This is a genomic window from Dactylosporangium sp. NPDC000521, assembly GCF_042898305.1.
Classification (GTDB): Bacteria; Actinomycetota; Actinomycetes; order Mycobacteriales; family Micromonosporaceae; genus Dactylosporangium.
Map to the genome: position 1 here is coordinate 282,043 of NZ_JBIAYW010000010.1, position 20,172 is coordinate 302,214.

General features: G+C 71.2%; 17 protein-coding genes and 1 pseudogene. 4 read left to right on the forward strand and 14 right to left on the reverse strand.

The genetic code is table 11. From position 1 onward, the window contains the following. The first annotated feature begins 43 nt into the window (after positions 1–43). The 3 genes and pseudogenes from ACFY3L_RS31555 (at position 44) to ACFY3L_RS31565 (ending at position 4,683) form a co-directional block, all read left to right on the forward strand. Positions 44–1,425, forward strand: a pseudogene (locus tag ACFY3L_RS31555) (3' terminal RNA ribose 2'-O-methyltransferase Hen1). Then, positions 1,422–3,920 carry a polynucleotide kinase-phosphatase gene (locus ACFY3L_RS31560; protein WP_389332128.1) on the forward strand — a complete coding sequence of 833 codons (2,499 nt, stop codon included), beginning with the start codon at positions 1,422–1,424 and terminating at the stop codon, positions 3,918–3,920. The pseudogene ACFY3L_RS31555 and the gene ACFY3L_RS31560 overlap by 4 nt, the downstream one beginning before the upstream one ends. A gap of 25 nt (positions 3,921–3,945) precedes the next feature. Continuing rightward, positions 3,946–4,683: a DedA family protein gene (locus tag ACFY3L_RS31565; RefSeq protein ID WP_389332131.1), complete on the forward strand. Its 738-nt coding sequence runs from the start codon at positions 3,946–3,948 to the stop codon at positions 4,681–4,683. 2 nt (positions 4,684–4,685) lie between these two features. Here ACFY3L_RS31565 and ACFY3L_RS31570 read toward each other — a convergent pair whose 3' ends face one another. The 10 genes from ACFY3L_RS31570 to ACFY3L_RS31615 all read right to left on the reverse strand — a co-directional run bounded on the left by ACFY3L_RS31570 (position 4,686) and on the right by ACFY3L_RS31615 (position 14,863). Beyond that, positions 4,686–6,356 (reverse strand): VWA domain-containing protein, encoded by a 1,671-nt coding sequence (locus ACFY3L_RS31570; RefSeq protein WP_389332134.1) that lies wholly within the window; start codon positions 6,354–6,356, stop codon positions 4,686–4,688. Between the two features lie 105 nt (positions 6,357–6,461). Further along, positions 6,462–7,100, reverse strand: a complete 639-nt coding sequence (locus tag ACFY3L_RS31575; protein ID WP_389332137.1) for a class II aldolase/adducin family protein — start codon at positions 7,098–7,100, stop codon at positions 6,462–6,464. A gap of 1 nt (position 7,101) precedes the next feature. Further along, positions 7,102–7,482, reverse strand: a complete 381-nt coding sequence (locus tag ACFY3L_RS31580; RefSeq protein ID WP_203848243.1) for a helix-turn-helix transcriptional regulator — start codon at positions 7,480–7,482, stop codon at positions 7,102–7,104. 63 nt (positions 7,483–7,545) lie between these two features. Then, positions 7,546–8,085: an orotate phosphoribosyltransferase gene (pyrE, locus tag ACFY3L_RS31585; RefSeq protein ID WP_389332140.1), complete on the reverse strand. Its 540-nt coding sequence runs from the start codon at positions 8,083–8,085 to the stop codon at positions 7,546–7,548. 341 nt (positions 8,086–8,426) lie between these two features. Further along, a complete protein-coding gene (locus tag ACFY3L_RS31590) occupies positions 8,427–9,251 on the reverse strand; it encodes an SDR family NAD(P)-dependent oxidoreductase (protein WP_389332143.1) in 825 nt (274 codons plus the stop codon). A 72-nt stretch (positions 9,252–9,323) separates the two neighbouring features. Continuing rightward, positions 9,324–10,031: a hypothetical protein gene (locus ACFY3L_RS31595; protein WP_389332146.1), complete on the reverse strand. Its 708-nt coding sequence runs from the start codon at positions 10,029–10,031 to the stop codon at positions 9,324–9,326. Positions 10,032–10,100: 69 nt separating this feature from the next. Next, entirely contained in the window at positions 10,101–10,469 is a 369-nt protein-coding gene (locus ACFY3L_RS31600) for a hypothetical protein (RefSeq protein WP_389332149.1), read from the reverse strand. An 11-nt stretch (positions 10,470–10,480) separates the two neighbouring features. Beyond that, positions 10,481–13,075 carry an ATP-dependent chaperone ClpB gene (clpB, locus tag ACFY3L_RS31605; RefSeq protein WP_389332152.1) on the reverse strand — a complete coding sequence of 865 codons (2,595 nt, stop codon included), beginning with the start codon at positions 13,073–13,075 and terminating at the stop codon, positions 10,481–10,483. Between the two features lie 73 nt (positions 13,076–13,148). After that, entirely contained in the window at positions 13,149–14,321 is a 1,173-nt protein-coding gene (locus ACFY3L_RS31610; RefSeq protein ID WP_389332155.1) for a hypothetical protein, read from the reverse strand. Beyond that, positions 14,309–14,863, reverse strand: coding sequence for a DUF1707 domain-containing protein (locus ACFY3L_RS31615; protein WP_389332158.1), 555 nt, complete (start codon positions 14,861–14,863; stop codon positions 14,309–14,311). The genes ACFY3L_RS31610 and ACFY3L_RS31615 overlap by 13 nt, the downstream gene beginning before the upstream one ends. Positions 14,864–15,063: 200 nt before the next feature. Here ACFY3L_RS31615 and ACFY3L_RS31620 point away from each other — a divergent pair, with 200 nt between their 5' ends. After that, positions 15,064–15,495, forward strand: coding sequence for a hypothetical protein (locus ACFY3L_RS31620; protein WP_389332161.1), 432 nt, complete (start codon positions 15,064–15,066; stop codon positions 15,493–15,495). Between the two features lie 123 nt (positions 15,496–15,618). Here the strand turns inward: ACFY3L_RS31620 and ACFY3L_RS31625 are convergent, their stop codons facing one another. From ACFY3L_RS31625 to dnaK, 4 genes are read right to left on the reverse strand one after another with little or no spacing between them, the layout of a single operon-like run. Next, positions 15,619–16,062 (reverse strand): heat shock protein transcriptional repressor HspR, encoded by a 444-nt coding sequence (locus ACFY3L_RS31625; RefSeq protein WP_389332164.1) that lies wholly within the window; start codon positions 16,060–16,062, stop codon positions 15,619–15,621. After that, complete coding sequence (gene dnaJ, locus ACFY3L_RS31630; RefSeq protein WP_389332167.1) at positions 16,052–17,287, reverse strand: molecular chaperone DnaJ; 1,236 nt, start codon at positions 17,285–17,287, stop codon at positions 16,052–16,054. Before dnaJ ends, ACFY3L_RS31625 begins: the two co-directional genes overlap by 11 nt. 24 nt (positions 17,288–17,311) lie before the next feature. Further along, entirely contained in the window at positions 17,312–18,064 is a 753-nt protein-coding gene (grpE, locus tag ACFY3L_RS31635; protein WP_389332170.1) for a nucleotide exchange factor GrpE, read from the reverse strand. After that, positions 18,061–19,935, reverse strand: coding sequence for a molecular chaperone DnaK (gene dnaK / locus ACFY3L_RS31640; RefSeq protein WP_389332173.1), 1,875 nt, complete (start codon positions 19,933–19,935; stop codon positions 18,061–18,063). Before dnaK ends, grpE begins: the two co-directional genes overlap by 4 nt. Positions 19,936–20,172 lie beyond the last annotated feature (237 nt).

The window sequence follows — 20,172 nt, forward strand, 5'->3', positions numbered from 1 at the left end:
AATCCGCCTGACCCACTGATAATCCCGGCGGGACGATGGCGTGGTGCTGCTGACCATCACCACCACCCACCGGCCCGCGACCGACCTCGGCTACCTGCTCGTGAAGCATCCCGGCAGGTTGCAGTCGTTCGAGGTCAGCGGCGGCACGGCGCACGTCTTCTATCCGGAGGCGGGTGAGGACCGGTGCACGGCCGCCCTGCTGCTGGAGGCGGATCCGGCGGCGGCGCGCACCGCGAGAGGGCCCGGGAAGGGGCCCGACACGTTCACGCTGCGCCAGCACGTCAACGACCGGCCCTACGCCGCGTCGAGCCTGCTGGCGGTGGCACTCGGCCGGGTGCTGCGCACGGCGCTGCGCGGCGACTCACGGGACCGGCCCGAGCTCGCCGCCACCCCGATCCCCCTCGAGCTGCGGATCCCGGCGCTGCGCTGCAAGGGCGACGCGGCGACGTTCTTCGAGCCGCTCGGCTGGACCGTCGAGGCGACGCCGATCCCGCTGGACGCGGCGCACCCGGAGTGGGGGCCCAGCCGGTACGTCGACCTGACGCTGCGCGGCACGATGCGGCTCGCGGACGCGCTCAACCACGTCTACGTGCTGCTGCCGGTGCTCGACGACGCCAAGCACTACTGGGTCGCCTCCGACGAGGTCGAGAAGCTGATCCGGGCGGGGACCGGCTGGCTGGCGGGGCACCCGGCGAAGGGCGTGATCGCCCGCCGGTACCTCGCGCACCGCACGTCGCTGACCAACGAGGCGCTGTCCCGGCTCTCGGACCTTGACTCCGAGGCCGACCCCGAGGCCGACTCCGTCATCGACAAGGGACCCGGCCGGAGTCGCTGGCGGCGCTGCGCCGGGCCGCGGTCGTGCGGCAGCTGGCCGGGGCGGGTGCGAGCCGGGTGCTGGACCTCGGCTGCGGGCCGGGCGCGCTGCTCGGCGAGCTGATCCGGGACCGGCGGTTCACCGAGATCGTCGGCGCCGACGTGTCGACCGTGTCGCTGGAGATGGCCGCCCGGCGGCTGCGCCTGGACCGCCTCCCCGACCGGCAGCGGGAGCGGATCCGGCTGCTGCAGACGGCCCTGACCTACCGCGACGACCGGCTGCGCGGCTACGACGCGGCCGTCCTCATGGAGGTCGTCGAGCACGTCGACCCGCCGCGGCTGCCGGCGCTCGCCGCGAGCGTCTTCAGGCACGCGGCCCCTCGCACGGTCGTCGTCACCACTCCGAACGTCGAGTACAACGTCCGGTATCCGGACCTGGAGCACGGCCGGATGCGCCACCACGACCACCGGTTCGAGTGGGACAGAGCGCAGTTCGGCGCGTGGTGCGACGAGGTCGCGGCCCGCTACGGGTACACCGTGACGCGCCACGGCATCGGCGAGGAAGACCTTGAAGTCGGCACGTCCACCCAGATGGCGGTGTTCGAGAAGTGACCACGGTGACGATCCCCGAGCTGTGCCTGGTGGCGCTGGTCGGCATCTCCGGCTCCGGCAAGTCGACGTTCGCGCGGCGGCAGTTCGCGCCGACGCAGGTGCTGTCGTCCGACGCGTTCCGGGCGCTGGTCGCCGACGACGAGAACGACCAGTCCGCGTCCGCCGAGGCGTTCGACGCGCTGCACTACATCGCCGGCAAGCGGCTGCGGGCCGGCCGGCTCACCGTCGTCGACGCGACCAACGTGCAGGCGCACGCGCGGAAGGCGCTGGTCGACCTGGCGCGGGCGCACGACGTGCTGCCCGTCGCGATCGTCCTGGACGTGCCGGAGAGCGAGTGCTGGGCGCGCACCGAGCTGCGCCCCGACCGGGACTTCGGCCGGCCCGTGCTGTCGCGGCAGCACCGCGACCTGCGCCGCTCGCTGAAGCACCTCGGCCGGGAGGGCTTCCGCCAGGTGCACGTCCTGCGCGGCGTGGCCGAGGTGGAGTCGGCGGTCGTGGCGTACGAGAAGCTCTACAACGACAAGAAGGAGCTGACCGGCCCGTTCGACATCATCGGCGACGTGCACGGCTGCCGGGAGGAGCTGGAGCTGCTGCTCGACCGGCTCGGCTACGTCCTGGTCCGCGACGCTGCCGGGCGGCCGGCCGGCGCGCACCACCCGGAGGGGCGCACCGCGGTGTTCGTCGGCGACCTCGTCGACCGCGGCCCCGACTCCCCGGGCGTGCTGCGGCTGGTCATGGGCATGGTCGCGGCCGGGCACGCGCTGTGCGTGTCGGGCAACCACGAGGCCAAGCTGCTCCGGGCACTGCGGGGCGTCAACGTCAAGCGGACGCACGGGCTGCAGGAGACCCTCGACCAGCTCGAGACCGACGCCGAGCTCGGCACCGTGCTGCCCGCCTTCCTCGACGGTCTGATCAGCCACTACGTGCTCGACGGCGGCCGGCTCGTGGTCGCGCACGCCGGGCTCAAGGAGGCCTACCACGGGCGCGCGTCGGGGCGGGTGCGGGCGTTCGCGCTGTACGGCGACACGACCGGCGAGACCGACGAATACGGGCTGCCGGTCCGCTACCCGTGGGCGCAGGAGTACCGGGGTGCGGCGACCGTCGTCTACGGCCACACGCCCGTCCCGGCCGCCGAGTGGGTCAACAACACCATCTGCGTCGACACCGGCTGCGTCTTCGGTGGCGCGCTGACCGCGCTGCGGTACCCGTCCCGGGAGCTGGTCTCGGTGCCGGCTGTCCGCGCACATTACGAGCCGGTGCGGCCGCTGGTCGTACAGGCGCCGGAGGAACGCGGACTGGACCTCGCCGACGTCACCGGACGACGCACCCTGGAGACGCCCGCGGGCCGGGTGACGGTCGCTGCCGAGAACGCCGCGGCGGCCCTGGAGGTCATGAGCCGGTTCGCGGTCGACCCTCGCTGGCTGGTGTGGCTGCCGCCGACGATGGCGCCCGCGTCGACGTCCGCGGTCGAGGGCTACCTGGAGCACCCGGTGGAGGCGCTGGCCGACTACGCCAAGGCGGGCGTGCCGCGGGTCGTGTGCGAGGAGAAGCACATGGGCTCGCGGGCGGTGCTGGTGGTCTGCCGCTCCGCCGCCGCGGGTGAGCGGCGCTTCGGCATCTCGGGTGGCGGGGCGATCTACACGCGGACGGGGCGGCCGTTCTTCCCGCCCGCGATCGAGACGGCGCTCCTCGACCGGGTCCGGGCCGCCGCCGACGGACTCTTCGACGAGCTCGGCACCGACTGGCTGCTGCTGGACGCGGAGGTGCTGCCGTGGTCGGCGAAGGCCGGGCCGCTGATCCGCGAGCAGTACGCGAGCGTCGCCGCGGCGGCGGGTGCCGCGCTGCCCGCGGCCGTCTCCGCCCTGACCGCCGCCGCCGCGCGGGGCGTCGACGTGGCGTCGTTGCAGGCCCGCTTCACCGGCCGGGTGGCGTCGATGGCGGCGTTCACCGACGTGTACCGGCAGTACTGCTGGCCGACGGACGGCCTCGACGGGCTCCGGCTGGCGCCGTTTCACGTGCTGGCCGGGGAGGGGGCGGCCTACCTGCGCCAGGACCACGAATGGCACCTGGCGATGGTGGACCGGCTCGTGGCGGCGGCCGGCGACCTGTTCGCCCCGACCCGGCGGCTGGTGGTCGACCCGGCGTCCCCCGCGGACGTCTCGGCGGCGACCGACTGGTGGCTGGACCTGACGGCGGCGGGCGGCGAGGGCATGGTGCTCAAGCCTGCCGTCGACGCCGGGCCACGGGTCCAGCCGGCGCTGAAGTGCCGCGGCCGGGAGTACCTTCGGATCATCTACGGCCCTGACTACCTGACGCGGCTCGACCAGCTGCGGGTCCGGGGGCTGCAGCGCAAGCGCAACCTGGCGCTGCGGGAGCAGGGCCTGGGGCTCGCGGCGCTGGACCTGCTGGCGTCCGGAGGCTCCATGCGAGCTGTGCACCAGCTGGTGTTTGCCCTGCTGGCCTGTGAAAGCGAGCCGGTCGATCCCCGCTTGTAGCCGGGCTCACGTAGGCTGGTGCGCCATGGAAGAAAAGACTCGCGCTATCAGCGAGCTGCTCGCCTTCAACCCGCTCGACGCGAAGGGCCTGCTCAACACCTTCGGCGTGATCGGCGTCTGGATCATCATGTTCGTGGAGACGGGCCTCCTCGTGGGCTTCTTCTTCCCTGGAGACTCGCTGCTGTTCCTGGCCGGCGTCGGGGCCTCGTCGGTCGCCGAGGAGCTGCTGGGCACCAGGCTGAGCCTGACCCCGCTGCTCATCGGCGCGCCGCTGTGCGCGATCGCGGGTGCGCAGCTGGGTCACTTCCTCGGCGCCAGGTATGGCCGCAGGATGTTCGACCGGCCCAACTCGCGGCTGTTCAAGAAGGAGTACGTCGAGAAGGCCGAGCACTACTTCTTGAAGTTCGGCCCGGCGAAGGCCGTGGTGCTCGCCCGGTTCATCCCGATCGTCCGGACGTTCCTCAACCCGGTCGCCGGCATGATCGGCATGCCGGCGCGGCAGTTCTTCCTGTGGAACGTGGTCGGCGGCATCCTGTGGACCGACGGCATCCTGCTCGTCGGCTGGGGCCTCGCGAAGCAGATCAACGACGCGATCCCGGACGGCCAGATCGACAAGTACCTGCTGCCGGCGGTGCTGCTGATCGTGCTGATCTCCGCCCTGCCGATCTTCATCGAGATCTTCCGCGGCTGGCGGGAGCGCCGCCGGACCCCTGCGGTCCCCGTCGAAGAGGGCCGCGCCGGCGCCCACCGCGCCGCGGAGTAGCACTAGCCGGTCCTGATCAGCGCCTGCAGGAAGATGTTGCCGATCTGCTCGGGGTCGGTGACGACGAAGGACCGGCCACCGGTGGCCGCGGCGATCTCCGCCAGCTCCTGCTGCTTGACGTCGGGCCCGACCCCCAGTAGCACCACGCGCACTGGACGGGTCGGGTCCGTCGCTCGTTCCAGCTCCAGTTTCAGCGTCTCCAGGCTCATCCCCGGCTTGGAGTTGGTGCCGTCGGTGAAGACGACGACGGTGTTGGAGCGGCCCTCCTTGTAGCCCTCCTTCAGCGCCTTGTACGCCGCCAGGACGGTCTCGTAGAGCCCGCAGACGTCGGCCGTGGTGGCCTTGGCGCCGGCGACGGCCGACGTCAGCCTGGCGCGCTGCCCCTGGTTGAGCGGGTTGAGCGGCACGACCTCCTGATGCCCGGAGGCATAGGCCCACAGGCCCAGCTCGCTGTCGTCGGTGAAGAGGGCGAGCCCGTCGGTGGCCGTCTTGCGCAGCACCTGCAGGCGCGACGGGGAGCCGGCGCCGGCCATCGGCCGGTTCATCGACGACGTCGTGTCGACCAGCGTGAGGACGCGCGACGGGGCGGTCGTGGCGTTCCAGTACCCGAGGATGTCGGTGATCTTCCGCTCCTCGATGAGCGGCTTCACCGTGACCGGGGCGGTCGCGGCGCCGCGGCCGGCGGGGAAGCCGGCACTGGTCGAGCCGTCGGCGGCGCGGAAGCCGAGCCTGGCGAAGAGGTCGCGGTTGCCCTCCGCCGTCAGCGCGGCCCGGAAGCGTCCCGCCGCCTCGAGAGCGGCCCTCGGTTTGCCGGTGATCATGGCGTACGGGTAGTCGAGCGTCACCGCCGGATCCACGGTCAGGGCGGTGAGCGACACGGCCGGTCCACCCGCGTTGTGGGCGATGACGGCCTGCTCGCTCATCGGCGCCACCTGGGCCGGGCCCGTGCTCGTGCCTGCGCTCTTCTCTGCGCTCTTTTCAAGGGCGGCCTGGTCGGCGGCGACGGCGATCGACCGGTACGCCTTGACCACGTCGACCAGTCGCTTGGGATCGGTGAGGATCGAGTCGTAGAGCAGGCCGGCCCCGGCGAGGCCGGCGGTGCTGCGGCGCGGGTCGACGGCGGCGAGCTGGACCTGCTTGCCGGCGACCTTGGCGAGCAGCGCCGCGATCTGCGGCGCGCCCGCGGTGCCACCGGTGGCGTCGAGCGCGGCGGCGAGGGCATCGGGCACGGCGAGGGCGACCGGGGTGGCGGCGACGGACGCGGCGTCGGGCTCGAACGCCTCGCGGCTGACCGCCCGCATCCGCACCAGCCACGCGGTCGAGTCGGGGATCCACACGGTCGGCACGTCGGCGTCGGCGGGGGAAGGGACCGCGGTGGCGGCCACGTTGATCGCGCCGCCGGCCCGGGCGGCGAGCTGGTTGGCGACGTCGGCCGGCTCGGCGGCGCGCACCTGCACCTGGACGCAGTCGCCGCCGACCTCGGGCTTCGTGGCGCTCCAGCGGGCCGCGGCGTCGCGGACCGCGGGCGCGATGTCGGGCGCCGCGGCGACGACGAGCCTGATCCCGCTGCCACAGTCGCCGGCGCCGCCGGCCACGGCTCGGACGGCGACCACGGTGATGCCGATCAGCGCCAGGATCCCGGCGACCGCCAACGGTGCTTTCCCTCGCGCCACGTGCCTCACCGTGCCCTTCGCCGCCTGCTCGCGTCCGCGCGTCGTTGCTCGCGTCCGCGCGCCACGCTGCGCGCGTCTCCGCGATCGGAGCAGTGTAGGCGCAGGTCAGGCGGTTGCTGAGGGAAGGTTCAGCCAGTCGGTCGGCACCGGCTGCGGGGTGCGACCCAGGGTTAACGCTCGGCAAGTCAGCTGCGCGGCTTCCTCCAGGTAGAGGGCGCGCTTGTGGGCCAGCTCGACCGAATCGGCGATCACCGAGCAACCGTGATGGGAGAGGACCACGCAGTTGACGCCGCCCGCGCACGCGGCCGCGGCCAGCTCACCGACCCGGGGGTCGCCGGGCGGGCTGAACGGGGTGGTCACGACCTGCCGCAGGTAGAAGGCATGGTCGGTGGTGACGAGCCGGATCGGCTCGCCGATCGCGTCGAGCAGCAGCACCGTCTGCGGGTGGAGGTGCACGATCGCGTTCGCGTCGGGTCGGACGCGGTAGGTCGCCAGATGGAGGCCAAGCTCAGATGATGGCGCGGCGGTCTTGTCAAGCGCCGCGCCATCGCTGATTCGGACCCGAACAAACGAGTCTTGTGACAGTCCGTCGAGCCAGGTGCCGGCAGCCGTCACCCAGCACTCGTCGGAGCCGGGCGCCCGGGCGGACAGGTTGCCGCCCGAGCCCACGACGAGCCCTGACCGCACGACCGCCCGCCCCAGGAGGGCAAGCTGGTCGCGCAGGTCGCCGGGCCGGTGGAGCAACCTACCGAGGTGCCTTCTTGGTCGCGCGCTTGCGCGGCGGCGTCAGAAGGTCGGCGATGGTGCCGATAGCGGCGGGCACCAGGCGGTAGAACGCCCAGACACCCCGCTTCTCGCGCTCCAGGAGACCGGCCTCGGTCAGGATTCGCAGGTGGTGGCTCACCGTGGGCTGCGAGAGCCCGAGCGGGGCCGTCAGGTCACACACACACGCCTCGCCGTCCGGTGCCGACTGGATCAGGCTCAGGAGCCGGAGTCGGGCAGGGTCGGCAAGTGCCTTCAGGACGCCGGCAAGACGCTCGGCATCGGCGCGGTCAATCGGCTCGCCAGCAAGTGGCGAGATCTGGGGCAGGGTCATCTCAGCCAGCGCAGTTCCCACGTATTCCATCCTTCCACCAACACCATCGACCCGCCTGCATATACGCAGGTCCGAATCGACAATTTTTCAGCCCTATTGGCCGAGGTCGGCCAACGAAAATGCTGAGCGATAGCTCAGCCCCGCGGCGCGGACCGCCTTTTCCGCCCCACGGTCGACGATAACCGCGACGCCGACGACTTCAGCGCCGGCCTCGCGCAACGCCTCTACTGCAGTGAGGACGCTTCCCCCAGTCGTGGAGGTGTCCTCGACCGCCAGCACCCGCCGGCCCGCCACGTCGGGTCCTTCGACCCGGCGCTGCAGACCGTGAGCCTTGTCACTCTTCCGGACGACGAACGCATCGAGCTTGCGTTCCGCCCCCCGCGCGGCAGCCGCATGCAGCATCGCGGTGGCCACCGGATCAGCGCCGAGGGTCAGCCCTCCCACAGCGTCGAAATCCCAGTCGGCGACCAGATCGAGCAGCACCCGGCCGACGAGCGGCGCACCAGCATGGTGCAGCGTCAAGCGACGGAGGTCCACGTACCAGTCAGCTACTTGTCCCGACGACAGCGTCACCTTGCCTCGGACCACAGCCAGGTCGAGCACGAGTTTCAGCAGGTCGTCACGGTCGGTCATGACCGAAAGCGTACGCGCTAAATCTGCCCGGCGAATCGATGACCCGCACTCTCGCAGAAATTTAGGGCCGTCAAGTGGACGAGGAGGAATACGAAGGTGATCGCAGCGATCACCACGAGTGACGCGAGGGGTGACGGTGACAGGGGTCAACGAACCGCACGTGAGGGGGATTCGCGTTGGTTTCACCGGTTCGTACCCCTCGCCGGCACCTGTCACATTGGCCCTGACCTGCGCGAACACCATTGCTGAGGCGGGCTTGTCCCCGGGACTCAGCCCTTCGCCGCGCAAATCCGACCGTTCGGCCGCATCGTGACGTCAATCATGCTCGATGCTGGCCACACTCAATGGTCACCGCGGCCGATGCGGCTCCTCGTGCCGCGGGCGACGCGCCGCATCAGTGCCTGCGGCGCGTGCCGCACCCCGAAGACGACCATCTTGTACTTCCAGCTGGGCACGCTGACCAGCTTGCCCTTCCTCAGGTCCCGCAGCGCGTCGCGGACCACGCTGCCGGCGTCCAGCCACAGCCACGACGGTGTCTTGGCCGTCTCGATGCCGGCCCGCTGGTGGAATTCGGTCCGGGTGAATCCCGGGCAGAGCGCCATCACGCGGACCCCGTCGGCACGCACCAGCTGGCCGGTCGACTCGCTGAAGTTGGTGACCCAGGCCTTGGTCGCCGGGTACGTGGAGCCGGGCATCATCGCGGCGAACCCGGACACCGAGGAGACGTTGATGATGTCGCCCCGGCCGCGGGCCGTCATCCCGGGCAGCGCGGCGAGCGTGAGCCGCATGACCGCGTTGACGTTGAGGCGCAGCAGCAGCTCCTCCCGCTCGACGCTGGAGCGCGGGAACGGCGTGTTGAGGCTCATCCCGGCGTTGTTGACCAGCAGGTCCACGGGGCGGTCCGCGGCGGTGATCCGAGCCGCGACCAGGTCGCAGCCCTCGGGCGTCGACAGGTCCGCGGCCAGCACCTCAGCGCCGCCCGTCCCGGCGGCCGTCGTCCCGGCGGCCGTCGTCCTAGCGGCCGTCGTCTCGGCGGCCATGGCCTCGAGGCGGGCCTTGTCGCGGGCCACCAGCACCAGGTCGTGGGTTTTGGCGAGCTCGCGGGCGAACGCGGCGCCGATGCCCGCGGTGGCGCCGGTGATGAGAGCGACGGGCCGTTGCGTCATGCGCGCCAATCTAGCCGGAGACGGACGAAGGCCCCGGTTTCCCGGGGCCTTCACGTGCTCACAGTGCCGCCGCTACGGAGCCGGCGGCGGCTGGTGCGGCGGGCCGTCGGCCGGCGGCGGCTGGTGCGGCGGGCCGTCGGCGGGCGGCGGGTAGCCACCCGGGTAGCCGGGGTCGCCGCCCGCGCCGGGCACCGGCGGCTCCCACTGCGGCTCGACCTTGCGGAAGTACGGGTGCGACGCCGGCAGTGCCAGCAGCACGATGACCGCCAGGATCGCCAGGATCAGCAGGATGCCGAGCACCGTGGTCACCGGCTGGAACCAGCCCGGCACCTCGGAGTAGAGCAGCTCGTTGTAGCGGTCCCAGGTCGGCCGGTTCGGCTCCTGCTTGCGTGCCTGCTCCCAGAGGGTCTCGCCGGCAAGGGTGAACGCGAACCCTCCGAGCGAGCAGCACGCGACGATACCGCCGAACACCCACGTGAGGATTCTGGCGATCTGCTTGCCCTTGCCGATGAAGACGGCGAGCAGGACCAGCACGACGATGATCAGGATTCCGAAGATGGCTGAGACGGCGCTGCTGGTGCCCGCGCCGATGCCCGCGTTCTGGTTCGGGATACCGGCGTTGGCCTTCTCCATGCCGTCGGCGAGCGCGCCGGCATAGACGAGCGACAGGATCGTGTTGATCAGTTCGATACCGGCCGCCGCGTAGAGCAGGTAGACGGCCAGGTTGACGGTGGACGGTCGGGCTCGCTGCTCCCCAGACGCTGGGACGGCGAATGCCATCGGATCTCCTCCCAGGAAACCTTGAGGATCAACCGTATCGATATCGGGCGGCTGGCGCAGGTCATGGGCTCAGGTGTTGAGGCGATCTTGCGAGTACCGGGTCAGCGTGGTGCTGTCCATCATGCAGCCGGTGAACGTGGTGACCTCGCCGTCCTGCCTCGCCAGGCGCTCCCACGCGGCCCTGCCGGCCGCCGCGTCGAGGCGGGTCAGCAGCTCCGCCGCGTACAGCCGGCCGGCGGGCGTGGCGCGGTCGAGGAGCGCCTCCAGCTTGGGCCGCAGCTTGGCGCCGTGCTGGCGGAGACCCTCCTCGACCGCAAAATACGCCTTGGTGGCGGGCAGGAGCGTGCCGGCGAAGCCGACCCCGCCGAACGCCAGCGTGTCGGCCTCGGCGAGCAGGCGCAGCTCGTCGTCGAACGCGCCGTTCCTCTTCCACAGCATCGCCCACGTCCTCATCCGGCGCTGACAGCGAGCGCCTTCTTGTCGTCCGCCAGGTCCACGACGACGCGGTCGCCGTCGCGGATCGTGCCGGCCAGCAGCGCCTTGGCGAGCTGGTCGCCGATGGACGTCTGGACCAGGCGCCGCAGCGGTCGGGCGCCATACACCGAGTCATACCCCAGACTGGCGAGCCAGTCACGTGCCGCGTCGGTGACGTCGAGCGTCAGCCGCCGGTCGGCCAGCCGCCGGCCGAGGGACTGCAGCTGGATGTCGACGATCGCGCGCAGGTCGGCGGGCGAGAGCGCGTCGAACACGACCATGTCGTCGAGCCGGTTGACGAACTCCGGCTTGAAGTGCTGCCGGACGGCGGCGATCACGGCGTCGCGCCGCTGCTCCGTCGTCAGCGTCGGGTCGTCGGCAAGCACCTCGGAGCCGAGGTTGGAGGTCAGGATGAGGATCGCGTTGCGGAAGTCGACCGTGCGGCCCTGTCCGTCGGTGAGCCGGCCGTCGTCGAGCACCGCCAGCAGCACGTCGAACACGTCCGGGTGCGCCTTCTCGACCTCGTCGAGCAGCACCACCGAATAAGGCCGACGGCGGACCGCCTCGGTGAGCTGGCCGCCCTCCTCGTAGCCCACGTATCCGGGCGGCGCGCCGACGAGCCGGGCGACCGTGTGCTTCTCGCCGTACTCGCTCATGTCGATGCGGACGATGGCGCGCTCGTCGTCGAAAAGGAACTCCGCGAGCGCCTTCGCCAGCTCGGTCTTGCCGACACCGGTCGGGCCCAGGAACAGGAAGCTGCCCGTGGGGCGGTCGGGGTCGGCGATCCCGGCGCGGGCGCGGCGCACCGCGTCGGAGACGGCCTGCACCGCGGCCTCCTGGCCGATGACCCGGCTGCGCAGCGACTCCTCCATCCGCAGCAGCTTGGCGGTCTCGCCCTCCAAAAGCCGGCCGGCGGGGATGCCGGTCCACGAGGCGACCACCGCCGCGATGTCGTCGGCGGAGACCTCCTCCTTCAGCATCGAGCCGGCGGACTGCAGCTCCTCGAGCTCGACCTCCGCGGTGCGCAGCTCCTGCTCGAGGTCGCGGATCCGCCCGTACCGCAGCTCCGAGGCCTTCGCGAGGTCGAGGTCGCGCTCGGCCCGGTCGGCCTCGCCGCGCAGCTGCTCCAGCTGCTCCTTGATCGACGAGACAGCGGAGATGTGCTGCTTCTCGTTCTGCCAGCGATCGGTCAGCGCGGTCAGGTGCTCGCGGCGGTCGGCCAGCTCGGCGCGCAGCCGCTCCAGCCGCTCCGCGGAGGCGGCGTCGGGCTCCTTGGCCAGCGCCATCTCCTCGATCTCCAGCCGCCGCACGGTCCGCTCGACCTCGTCCACCTCGACGGGCCGGGAGTCGATCTCCATGCGCAGCCGTGACGCGGACTCGTCGACCAGGTCGATCGCCTTGTCCGGAAGGAAGCGGTCGCTGATGTACCGGTCGGAGAGCGTGGCCGCCGCGACCAGGGCCGCATCGGTGATCCGCACGCCGTGGTGCACCTCGTAGCGTTCCTTGAGCCCGCGCAGGATGCCGATGGTGTCCTCGATCGACGGCTCGCCGACCACGACCGGCTGGAACCGGCGCTCCAGCGCAGGGTCCTTCTCGATGTGCTCGCGGTATTCGTCCAGGGTGGTCGCGCCGACCATCCGCAGCTCGCCGCGGGCCAGCATCGGCTTCAGCATGTTGCCGGCGTCCATCGAGCCCTCGCCCTTGCCGGCGCCGACGATCGTGTGCAGCTCGTCGAGGAACGTGATGACCTGCCCGTCGGAGCCCTTGATCTCCTCCAGGACGGACTTGAGGCGCTCCTCGAACTGGCCGCGGTACTGCGCGCCGGCGACCATGGCCGCCAGGTCGAGGCTGACCAGGCGCTTGTCGCGCAGCGACTCGGGCACGTCGCCGGCCACGATCCGCTGGGCCAGGCCCTCGACGATCGCGGTCTTGCCGACGCCCGGCTCGCCGATCAGCACGGGGTTGTTCTTGGTGCGGCGGGACAGCACCTGGATCACCCGGCGGATCTCGGAGTCCCGGCCGATGACCGGGTCGATCTTGCCGTCGCGGGCGGCCTGGGTCAGGTCGACGCCGTACTTCTCCAGGGCCTGGTAGGTCTGCTCCGGGTCGGCGGTCGTGACGCGCCGGTCGCCGCCGCGGACCTGCGGGAACGCGGCGACCAGGGTCTGCTCGGTGGCCCCGGAGTCCTTGAGCCGGGCGGCGACCGCACCGCCGACGCGGGCCAGGCCGGCCAGCAGGTGCTCGGTCGAGGTGTATTCGTCGCCGAGCGGGCGGGCGATCTGCTCGGCGGCGGCGATCGCGTTGGCGAACTCGCGGGCGACATTGGGCTCGATCACGCTGGAGCCTTTGGCGCTGGGCAGCCGGTCGACGGCGTGCAGCGCCGCGCGGCGGATCTCGGCGGGGTTGGCGCCCACGGCGCGCAGCAGGCTCGCGGCGGTCGAGCCGCCCGTGTCCAGCAGCGCCAGCAGCAGGTGCCATGGTTCGACGGTCGCGTGTCCGCGCTGGCTCGCAGCGTCAACGGCGGCCTTGATGACCTCGCGACTCTTGGTGGTCAGGCGTTCGGCGTTCATCGGCTCCTCGTTCTGTTCCGTACCTGTGCACCAGGTACGACGCTCCCGAGGTTGAGTCTATTCCACTCAAGTCTTATCGTGCAGCGACAGCGATCCGCGACCAATCACAATTCTTGTCTTTCACCTCGCACAGCCACACCTCACCCGACCGCTGCGCGGGATAGCCGAGGATCATGGTCTCCGACAGCCGCCGCAGCCGGAAGACCAGCCGGCCGCCCTGGTCACGGGTGCGCCGTTCGCTGTCCACCGTCCAGACGCCCTGACCGCTGGCGATCAGCAGCAGGCCGCCGGGCAGCACCTCCGCGCTGTACACCTCGGCGACCTCACGCATCGCGGTCGCCTCGTCCCAGGTCCCGCCGGCACCGCGGCGAGCCGCGAACTGGTTGCCGGCGAGCCACACGTCGGAGCCGTCGGGGGCCACCACCACGTGTGGCTCCACGCCGCTCTGCTGCGGCAGCCTGGCCGCGCCCTCCGCGTGCCAGGTGCGGCCGTGGTCGACGCTGCTCCAGACGCTGACCGTGATCATCGGCGGGGCGCTGCTGGAGGTCTCGACGGCCTGCGCGGTCAGCCACAGCTTGCCGTCCGCCTGCGCGACCAGGCTCGTGAAGCGCTGGTTGCCCGCCGGCTGGCCGGGCAGCGCCACGCGCTTGCCGTCGTCGGTGATCTCCATCGGCTGGCGCGCCGCGCAGTCGACCGTGCCGTCGAGGCAGCCGACGCTGAAGCGTGGCTCGGTGAGGTTGAGCTCCGGCGGCGGTGGGTTGAGCGGGTACTGCTTGAACGTGCGGCCGGTGTCCTTGGAGATGTACCAGCCGCCGGGCGCCGTGCGCAGCAGCAGCACGTTGCCCCGGCCGAGGCGCATCTCGACCTCGGTGGCGTCGTCGAAGGGCACCTTGCGGGGCACCCACGACTGCCCGCCGTCGAGCGTGACGACCAGGCCGACCTGGCATGCCTGCCCGTTGACGCACGTACTGAACAGGGCATACCCGGTGTCGGCGTCGGCGAACTCGACCGCGCGCGGCGAGGTGCCCTTCGGCACCTGGACCACCGACTGCCGGTTGTGCGGGTCCTCCGTGCCGGCCGGGGCCGGCGCCTCCTCCTGGTAGGACACGTCCGGCGCGGGGTCGTCGACCGGCTGGTCGCCGGGGCTGCAGGAACCGGCGGTCAGCGTCATGGTCAGCGTGACGGCCAGGGCGGCGGCGGCGAGCGCGCGACGCTTCGCCGACACCACCGGCTTCACCACCGCCACCGCAGGAACCTCCGCTGGTGCCGCACCTTGACGCTGCTGCGCTTGACCTGGCCGCTGATGCGGAACGCGATGCCCGGCCCGGACGGCACGACGCTCGACCGCACGTTGCTCGCGTCGGCGTCGATGCTGTCGAGGTCGGCGGTGGCGCCGGCGGGCAGGATGAGCTCGACCGAGCTGGACTGCGCGTCGAGCGCGACGTCCACGGCGGCGGCACTGAAGATCGCCTCGGTGAAGTCGATCTTCACTGATCCGGACCGGGTCGAGATCGACAGCAGGCGGGGGACCGTCCAACGGCCCTGCCGCTTCAGCGCCGACGACCGGTTGCGGATCTCGACGAACTTGGGCGCGGTCACCTGCTGCATGGGAAGGTCGCTCACATACGGCTCGACCTCGCCGAACGTGCGGGAGCGCAGGACGCCGTCGACGCGCTCCTCGAACTCCGCGAGGGTGAGCCGGCCCTCGGACACGGCCGTGTTCAGCTGGGCCACCACCCGCTCGCGCTCCGCGTCGGAGATACGCATGTCGCGATGGTCCGTGCTCACGACGACACTGTAGACCCAGGTGAGATCCATTGATATAGCCCTGAACCCGGGGGACTTTTCACCCCAAAGTCACTCGTATGGCTGTATCCGGAGAGTAACCGATCCCTTCGGCTCTTCCGCAGTCGCCAGGTGGCGGGCTAAGTTGGCGCCGACTCCAGGACCTCTGGCGATCACATACCCGCTGGCCACGGGAGCTGACGGTGAGCGTGCAACAAGCGGGATTCCGGGGCTTTGCCAACCCGGTCGACCCTACTCCAGCAGAGCTGCGTGCATGGGCCTACCACCCCGACGCATCGGTACTGCAGACGATGCCGCCGGACTGGGACCTCCTGGTCGCCGGCGACCGGCTGATCGGCACGCTGTTCGACCTGGCGATGGACCCGGCCTGTCCGGCCCGCCGGTTCGCACTGCACTGCCTGTACATCTACGCCGCCGACGGGATCCGCACACACTTTCGTGCCCACCCGAAGCGGCGGCTCCGCAAGTTCGTCGAGCAGGCCGAGGGGCAGGGCGACGAGCTGCTGGCCACCTGGGCGCACAACGCCCGGATGCTGCTGGCCCGGCCGGAGCTGTTCGAGTATCACGACTGGTGCGAGGGCGGCCTGACCCGCGCACCCCGCAGGATCAGCTGAAAGGGCGCCGTCAGCGACGGCGCCCTTTCATTGACCACACCCTGCGAGCATCCGGTCAGCCCTCCGGATGACCACACCATTCCCTGCGCACCTGATGCCCTGCGGCGCGGAATGGCAAACCCGCTATTTCTGCGACGGCCGCCACACCACCAGCGCCGTCGGGTGCTGGTTGGTCGGCACCAGGTCGCGCCGCGGGAAGCCGGTCGCCTCCATCTGCGCCAGCCTGGTCCGGGTGCGGATCAGCTCGTCCTCCAGTTCGGCCACCCGCTGGCGCAGGTCGCCGACGAGACCTTCGAGCTCGATGATCCGCTTGATCCCGGCGAGGTTGACGCCTTCCTCCTGGCTGAGCCGCTGCACCTCGCGCAGCAGCGCCACGTCGCGCTCGCTGTAACGGCGGCCGCCGCCGGAGGTGCGGCCGGGCTGCACCAGCCCCATGCGGTCATACTGCCGCAGGGTCTGCGGGTGCATGCCGGCCTGCCGGGCAGCGATCGAGATGATCAGCACCTTGGCGTCGGAGACCGCCTCGAAGCCGATGAAGACCGCGCGCTCGTCATCGTCATCGTTCATAGCTGCTGCGCTCCCGTGCGATCGCGTCGAGCCGCTCCCTCGGAGCCGGCGGCGCCGCGGCCGCGTAGTCGGACAGTGCCTGCCGGGCGGCCTCGCTCAGCTCCGCCGGCACATGGACATCGATCGTGACGAGCAGGTCACCGACCTTCCCGTCGCGCCGGGCGACCCCCTTGCCGCGCACCCGCAGCGTCCGCCCGCTCGGGGTGCCCGGGGGCACCCGCAGCGTCACGGCCGCGTCGAGGGTCGGCACCCGCAGGTCGGCGCCGAGCGCCGCCTCCGCGAAGGTCACCGGCACCGTCAGGGTCAGATCGTCGCCGGTCCGGCCGAAGACCGAGTCGGGACGCACCCTGATCAACACGTACAGGTCGCCGGCCGCGCCGCCACGCGTGCCCGGCTCGCCGCGCCCGCTCAGGCGGATCCGCTGGCCCTCGGCGACCCCCGGAGGGATGCGCACGTTGATCGTGCGGGTCTTGGTCACGCCGCCGCTGCCCACGCACTCCGGGCACTTCTCGTCGACGATCGTGCCCACGCCCTGGCACTCGCGGCACGGCTCGGTGAAGCTGAACGAGCCCTGGTTGCTGCTGACGACACCCTGGCCGCGGCAGTTGGGGCAGGTCCGCGGCATGGAGCCGGGGGCCGCGCCGTTGCCGTGGCAGGTCTCGCAGGTGCCGGGCGTGCGCAGCGTGATCGGCAGCGTCGCGCCCTGGACCGCGTCGGCGAAGTTGAGGACCACCTCGGTCTCGACGTCGCGCCCGCGGCCGCGGCGGCCGGGCGTCCCACCGGGCGCGCCGGGTCCGCCGCCACCGGAGAAGATCGAGCTGAACAGGTCAGAGAAACCCGCACCGCCGAAGCGGCGGTCGCCACCGACACCGGCGCCGGGGCCGCCCGCGCCGCCCTGCGCGCCATTGGCGAACAGGTCGGAGAAGTCGAAGCCGGGTCCGCCCGGGCCGTGGCTGCCGGCCCGGGCGTTGCGCCGGAACGCGCCCGCGCTGAAGAGCGACCGCATCTCGTCGTACTCCTTGCGCCGGCCCGGGTCGGCGAGCACGTCATATGCCTCCGACACCGCCTTGAACCGCTCCTCGGCCGCCGCGTTGTTGGGGTTGCGGTCGGGGTGCAGCTCGCGCGCGAGCTTGCGGTACGCCTTCTTGATGTCGTCGGTGGAAGCGGATTTGGTGACGCCCAGAACCGCGTAGAAATCCTTCTCCAACCAGTCCTTCGAACTCATTGCGCCACCTCCTCCAGGCGTCTCTTACTCCGGGTCGGCAACGGCGACCAGGGCCGGTCGCAGCAGCCGCTCGCCGAGGAGGTAGCCGCGCCGCATCACGTCGATGCAGGTCGGCTCGCTCACCTCGGCCGAGGTCAGGTGGGCCACCGCCTCGTGACGGGTCGGGTCGAACGGATCGCCCTTCGACCCGAAGACGGTCAGCCCGAACTTCGTCAGCGCCGCCGTCAGCTGCTCCGCCACCGCGCCGAACGGCCCGACCAGGTCGCCGTGGTCGCGGGCCCGGTCCAGGTCGTCGAGCACGGGCAGCAGCGCGCCGAGCACGTTGCCGGTGGCCTGCTCGACCACCAACGCCCGGTCGCGGTCGACCCGCTTGCGGTAGTTGGCGTACTCGGCGGTGACTCGCTGCAGGTCACGGGTGCGCTCGTCGAGGTCGGTGCGCAGCGCGGCCAGCTCGGCGCCGAGGCCGTGCTGGTGCGCGTCGTCCGTGGTGCCCTGCGCGGCGGCCTCGCCCGGCTCGCTGACCGGCGGCGCGTGCACCGTGAACGTCTCGTCCACGATCTCGCCCTCGACCAGCGCCTCGTCGGCCTCTCCGGCGTCTGGCCCGGCCTGTTCGGCTACGGTCTCGGTCTCCTCGACCTCCACGTGTGCCTCCTCCGCGGTGTGTCCGGCGTCGGGTGTTTCGGCCGGCTCGCTGTTGGCCGATACCTTCCGCTTGTCCTTGATCACAACGCGCTCCGCCGGCCCTTCCGGACCGGCGGCGCGGGCTTCGTCGGTCACTTCTTGTCGCCCTCGTCGATGATCTCGGCGTCGACGACGTCATCCGGGCCGTTTCCGGCGGTGCCGGCCTGCGCGCCGGCCGAGTCGCCGCCGCCGAACCCGGCACCGGGGGCGTCGCCGCCGGCGCTCTGCTGCCGCTGCTGCTCGTAGAGCGCGCTGCCGGCCTGCTGCGAGACCTGCGCCAGCTTCTCGTGCGCCGCCTTGATCCGCTCGGTGTCGTTGCCGCCCAGCGCGCTGCGCAGGTCGCCCAGCGCCTCGTTCATCTGGTCGCGGGCGTCGGCCGGGATCTTGTCACCGGACTCGGCGAGGAACTTCTCGGTCTGCCACTGCAGGGCCTCGGCCAGGTTGCGGGTCTCGGCCTCCTCGCGGCGACGCTTGTCGTCGTCGGCGTGCTCCTGCGCGTCGCGCATCATCCGCTCGATGTCGTCCTTCGGCAGCGCCGAGCCGCCGGTGATCGTCATCGACTGCTCCTTGCCCGTGCCGAGGTCCTTGGCGGACACGTGCACGATGCCGTTGGCGTCGATGTCGAAGGTGACCTCGATCTGCGGCACGCCACGCGGCGCCGGCGGCAGGCCGGTCAGCTCGAAGGTGCCGAGGCGCTTGTTGTAGGCCGCCATCTCCCGCTCACCCTGGAAGACCTGGATGAGCACCGACGGCTGGTTGTCGTCGGCGGTGGTGTAGACCTCGGAGCGCTTGGTCGGGATGGTCGTGTTGCGCTCGACCAGCTTGTGCATGATGCCGCCCTTGGTCTCGATGCCCAGCGACAGCGGGGTGACATCGAGCAGCAGGACGTCCTTGACCTCGCCCTTGAGGACGCCGGCCTGCAGGGCGGCGCCGACGGCGACGACCTCGTCCGGGTTGACGCCCTTGTTGGGGTCCTTGCCGGTGAGCTGCTTGACCAGCTCGGTCACCGCGGGCATACGGGTCGAGCCGCCGACGAGGATGACGTGGTCGAGCTGGCCGACCTTGATGCCGGCGTCGCGGATCGCGTTCTCGAACGGCACCTTGGTGCGGTCGAGCAGGTCCTGCGTCATCCGCTGGAACTCGGCGCGCGACAGCTGGGTGTCCAGGTGCAGCGGGCCGTCGGGGCCGGCGGTGATGTAGGGCAGGTTGATCGAGGTGGTGGTGGCGGCGGACAGCTCGATCTTGGCCTTCTCGGAGGCCTCGCGCAGACGCTGCATCGCCATCTTGTCGGCGGACAGGTCGATGCCGTGCTGGCCGCGGAACGTCTTCACCAGGTGGTCGATGACCCGCTCGTCCCAGTCGTCGCCACCGAGGTGGTTGTCACCGGAGGTCGACTTGACCTCGACGACGCCCTCGGCGAGCTCCAGGACCGACACGTCGAACGTGCCACCGCCGAGGTCGAAGACCAGGACGGTCTGCTCCTTCGGGCCCTTGTCGAGGCCATAGGCCAGGGCGGCCGCGGTCGGCTCGTTGACGATGCGCAGCACGTTGAACCCGGCGATCTCGCCGGCCTCCTTCGTGGCGGTGCGCTGCGAGTCGTTGAAATATGCCGGCACGGTGATGACCGCGTCGGTGATCTGCTCGCCGAGGTAGGCTTCGGCGTCGCGCTTGAGCTTCATGAGCACCCGCGCGGAGATCTCCTGCGGGGTGTACTTCTTGCTGTCGATGTCGATGGCCCAGTTGGTGCCCATCTCGCGCTTCACGGAGCGGATGGTCCGGTCCGGGTTGGTGACCGCCTGGCGCTTGGCGACCTCGCCCACCAGCACCTCACCGTTACGGGCGAACGCGACGATGGACGGCGTCGTGCGCGCACCTTCGGCGTTGGCGATGACGCTGGGCTCGCCGCCCTCCAGGACACTGACCACCGAGTTGGTGGTTCCGAGGTCGATGCCGACCGCACGTGCCATAGCTGCTTGACCTCCATGAGACAGCCGGTGCGAGAGCCCCGACCGCTAAGTTGAGTGACTGTCACTCAATAGTGCCATGCAAGTCTCGATCGTCAAGTCGAACCTTGAGTGAGATGGGCGCAACTTGTCACACCCCGGCGCGCCCCTGTGGTAGGTCACGGGTGAGATTGCGCTGGGTGACATCGATGCTTACGGCCATTGCATGGCGCTCGACAGCGACATCGTGCACGCTTTAGC

Coding starts and splice junctions, on each gene's coding strand:
- ACFY3L_RS31565 (WP_389332131.1), top strand. CDS start 3,946: ATGGAAGAAAAGACTCGCGCTATCAGCGAGCTGCTCGCCTTCAACCCG.
- ACFY3L_RS31580 (WP_203848243.1), bottom strand. CDS start 7,482: ATGGAATACGTGGGAACTGCGCTGGCTGAGATGACCCTGCCCCAGATC.
- pyrE (WP_389332140.1), bottom strand. CDS start 8,085: ATGACCGACCGTGACGACCTGCTGAAACTCGTGCTCGACCTGGCTGTG.
- ACFY3L_RS31590 (WP_389332143.1), bottom strand. CDS start 9,251: ATGACGCAACGGCCCGTCGCTCTCATCACCGGCGCCACCGCGGGCATC.
- ACFY3L_RS31595 (WP_389332146.1), bottom strand. CDS start 10,031: ATGGCATTCGCCGTCCCAGCGTCTGGGGAGCAGCGAGCCCGACCGTCC.
- ACFY3L_RS31600 (WP_389332149.1), bottom strand. CDS start 10,469: ATGCTGTGGAAGAGGAACGGCGCGTTCGACGACGAGCTGCGCCTGCTC.
- clpB (WP_389332152.1), bottom strand. CDS start 13,075: ATGAACGCCGAACGCCTGACCACCAAGAGTCGCGAGGTCATCAAGGCC.
- ACFY3L_RS31625 (WP_389332164.1), bottom strand. CDS start 16,062: ATGAACGATGACGATGACGAGCGCGCGGTCTTCATCGGCTTCGAGGCG.
- dnaJ (WP_389332167.1), bottom strand. CDS start 17,287: ATGAGTTCGAAGGACTGGTTGGAGAAGGATTTCTACGCGGTTCTGGGC.
- dnaK (WP_389332173.1), bottom strand. CDS start 19,935: ATGGCACGTGCGGTCGGCATCGACCTCGGAACCACCAACTCGGTGGTC.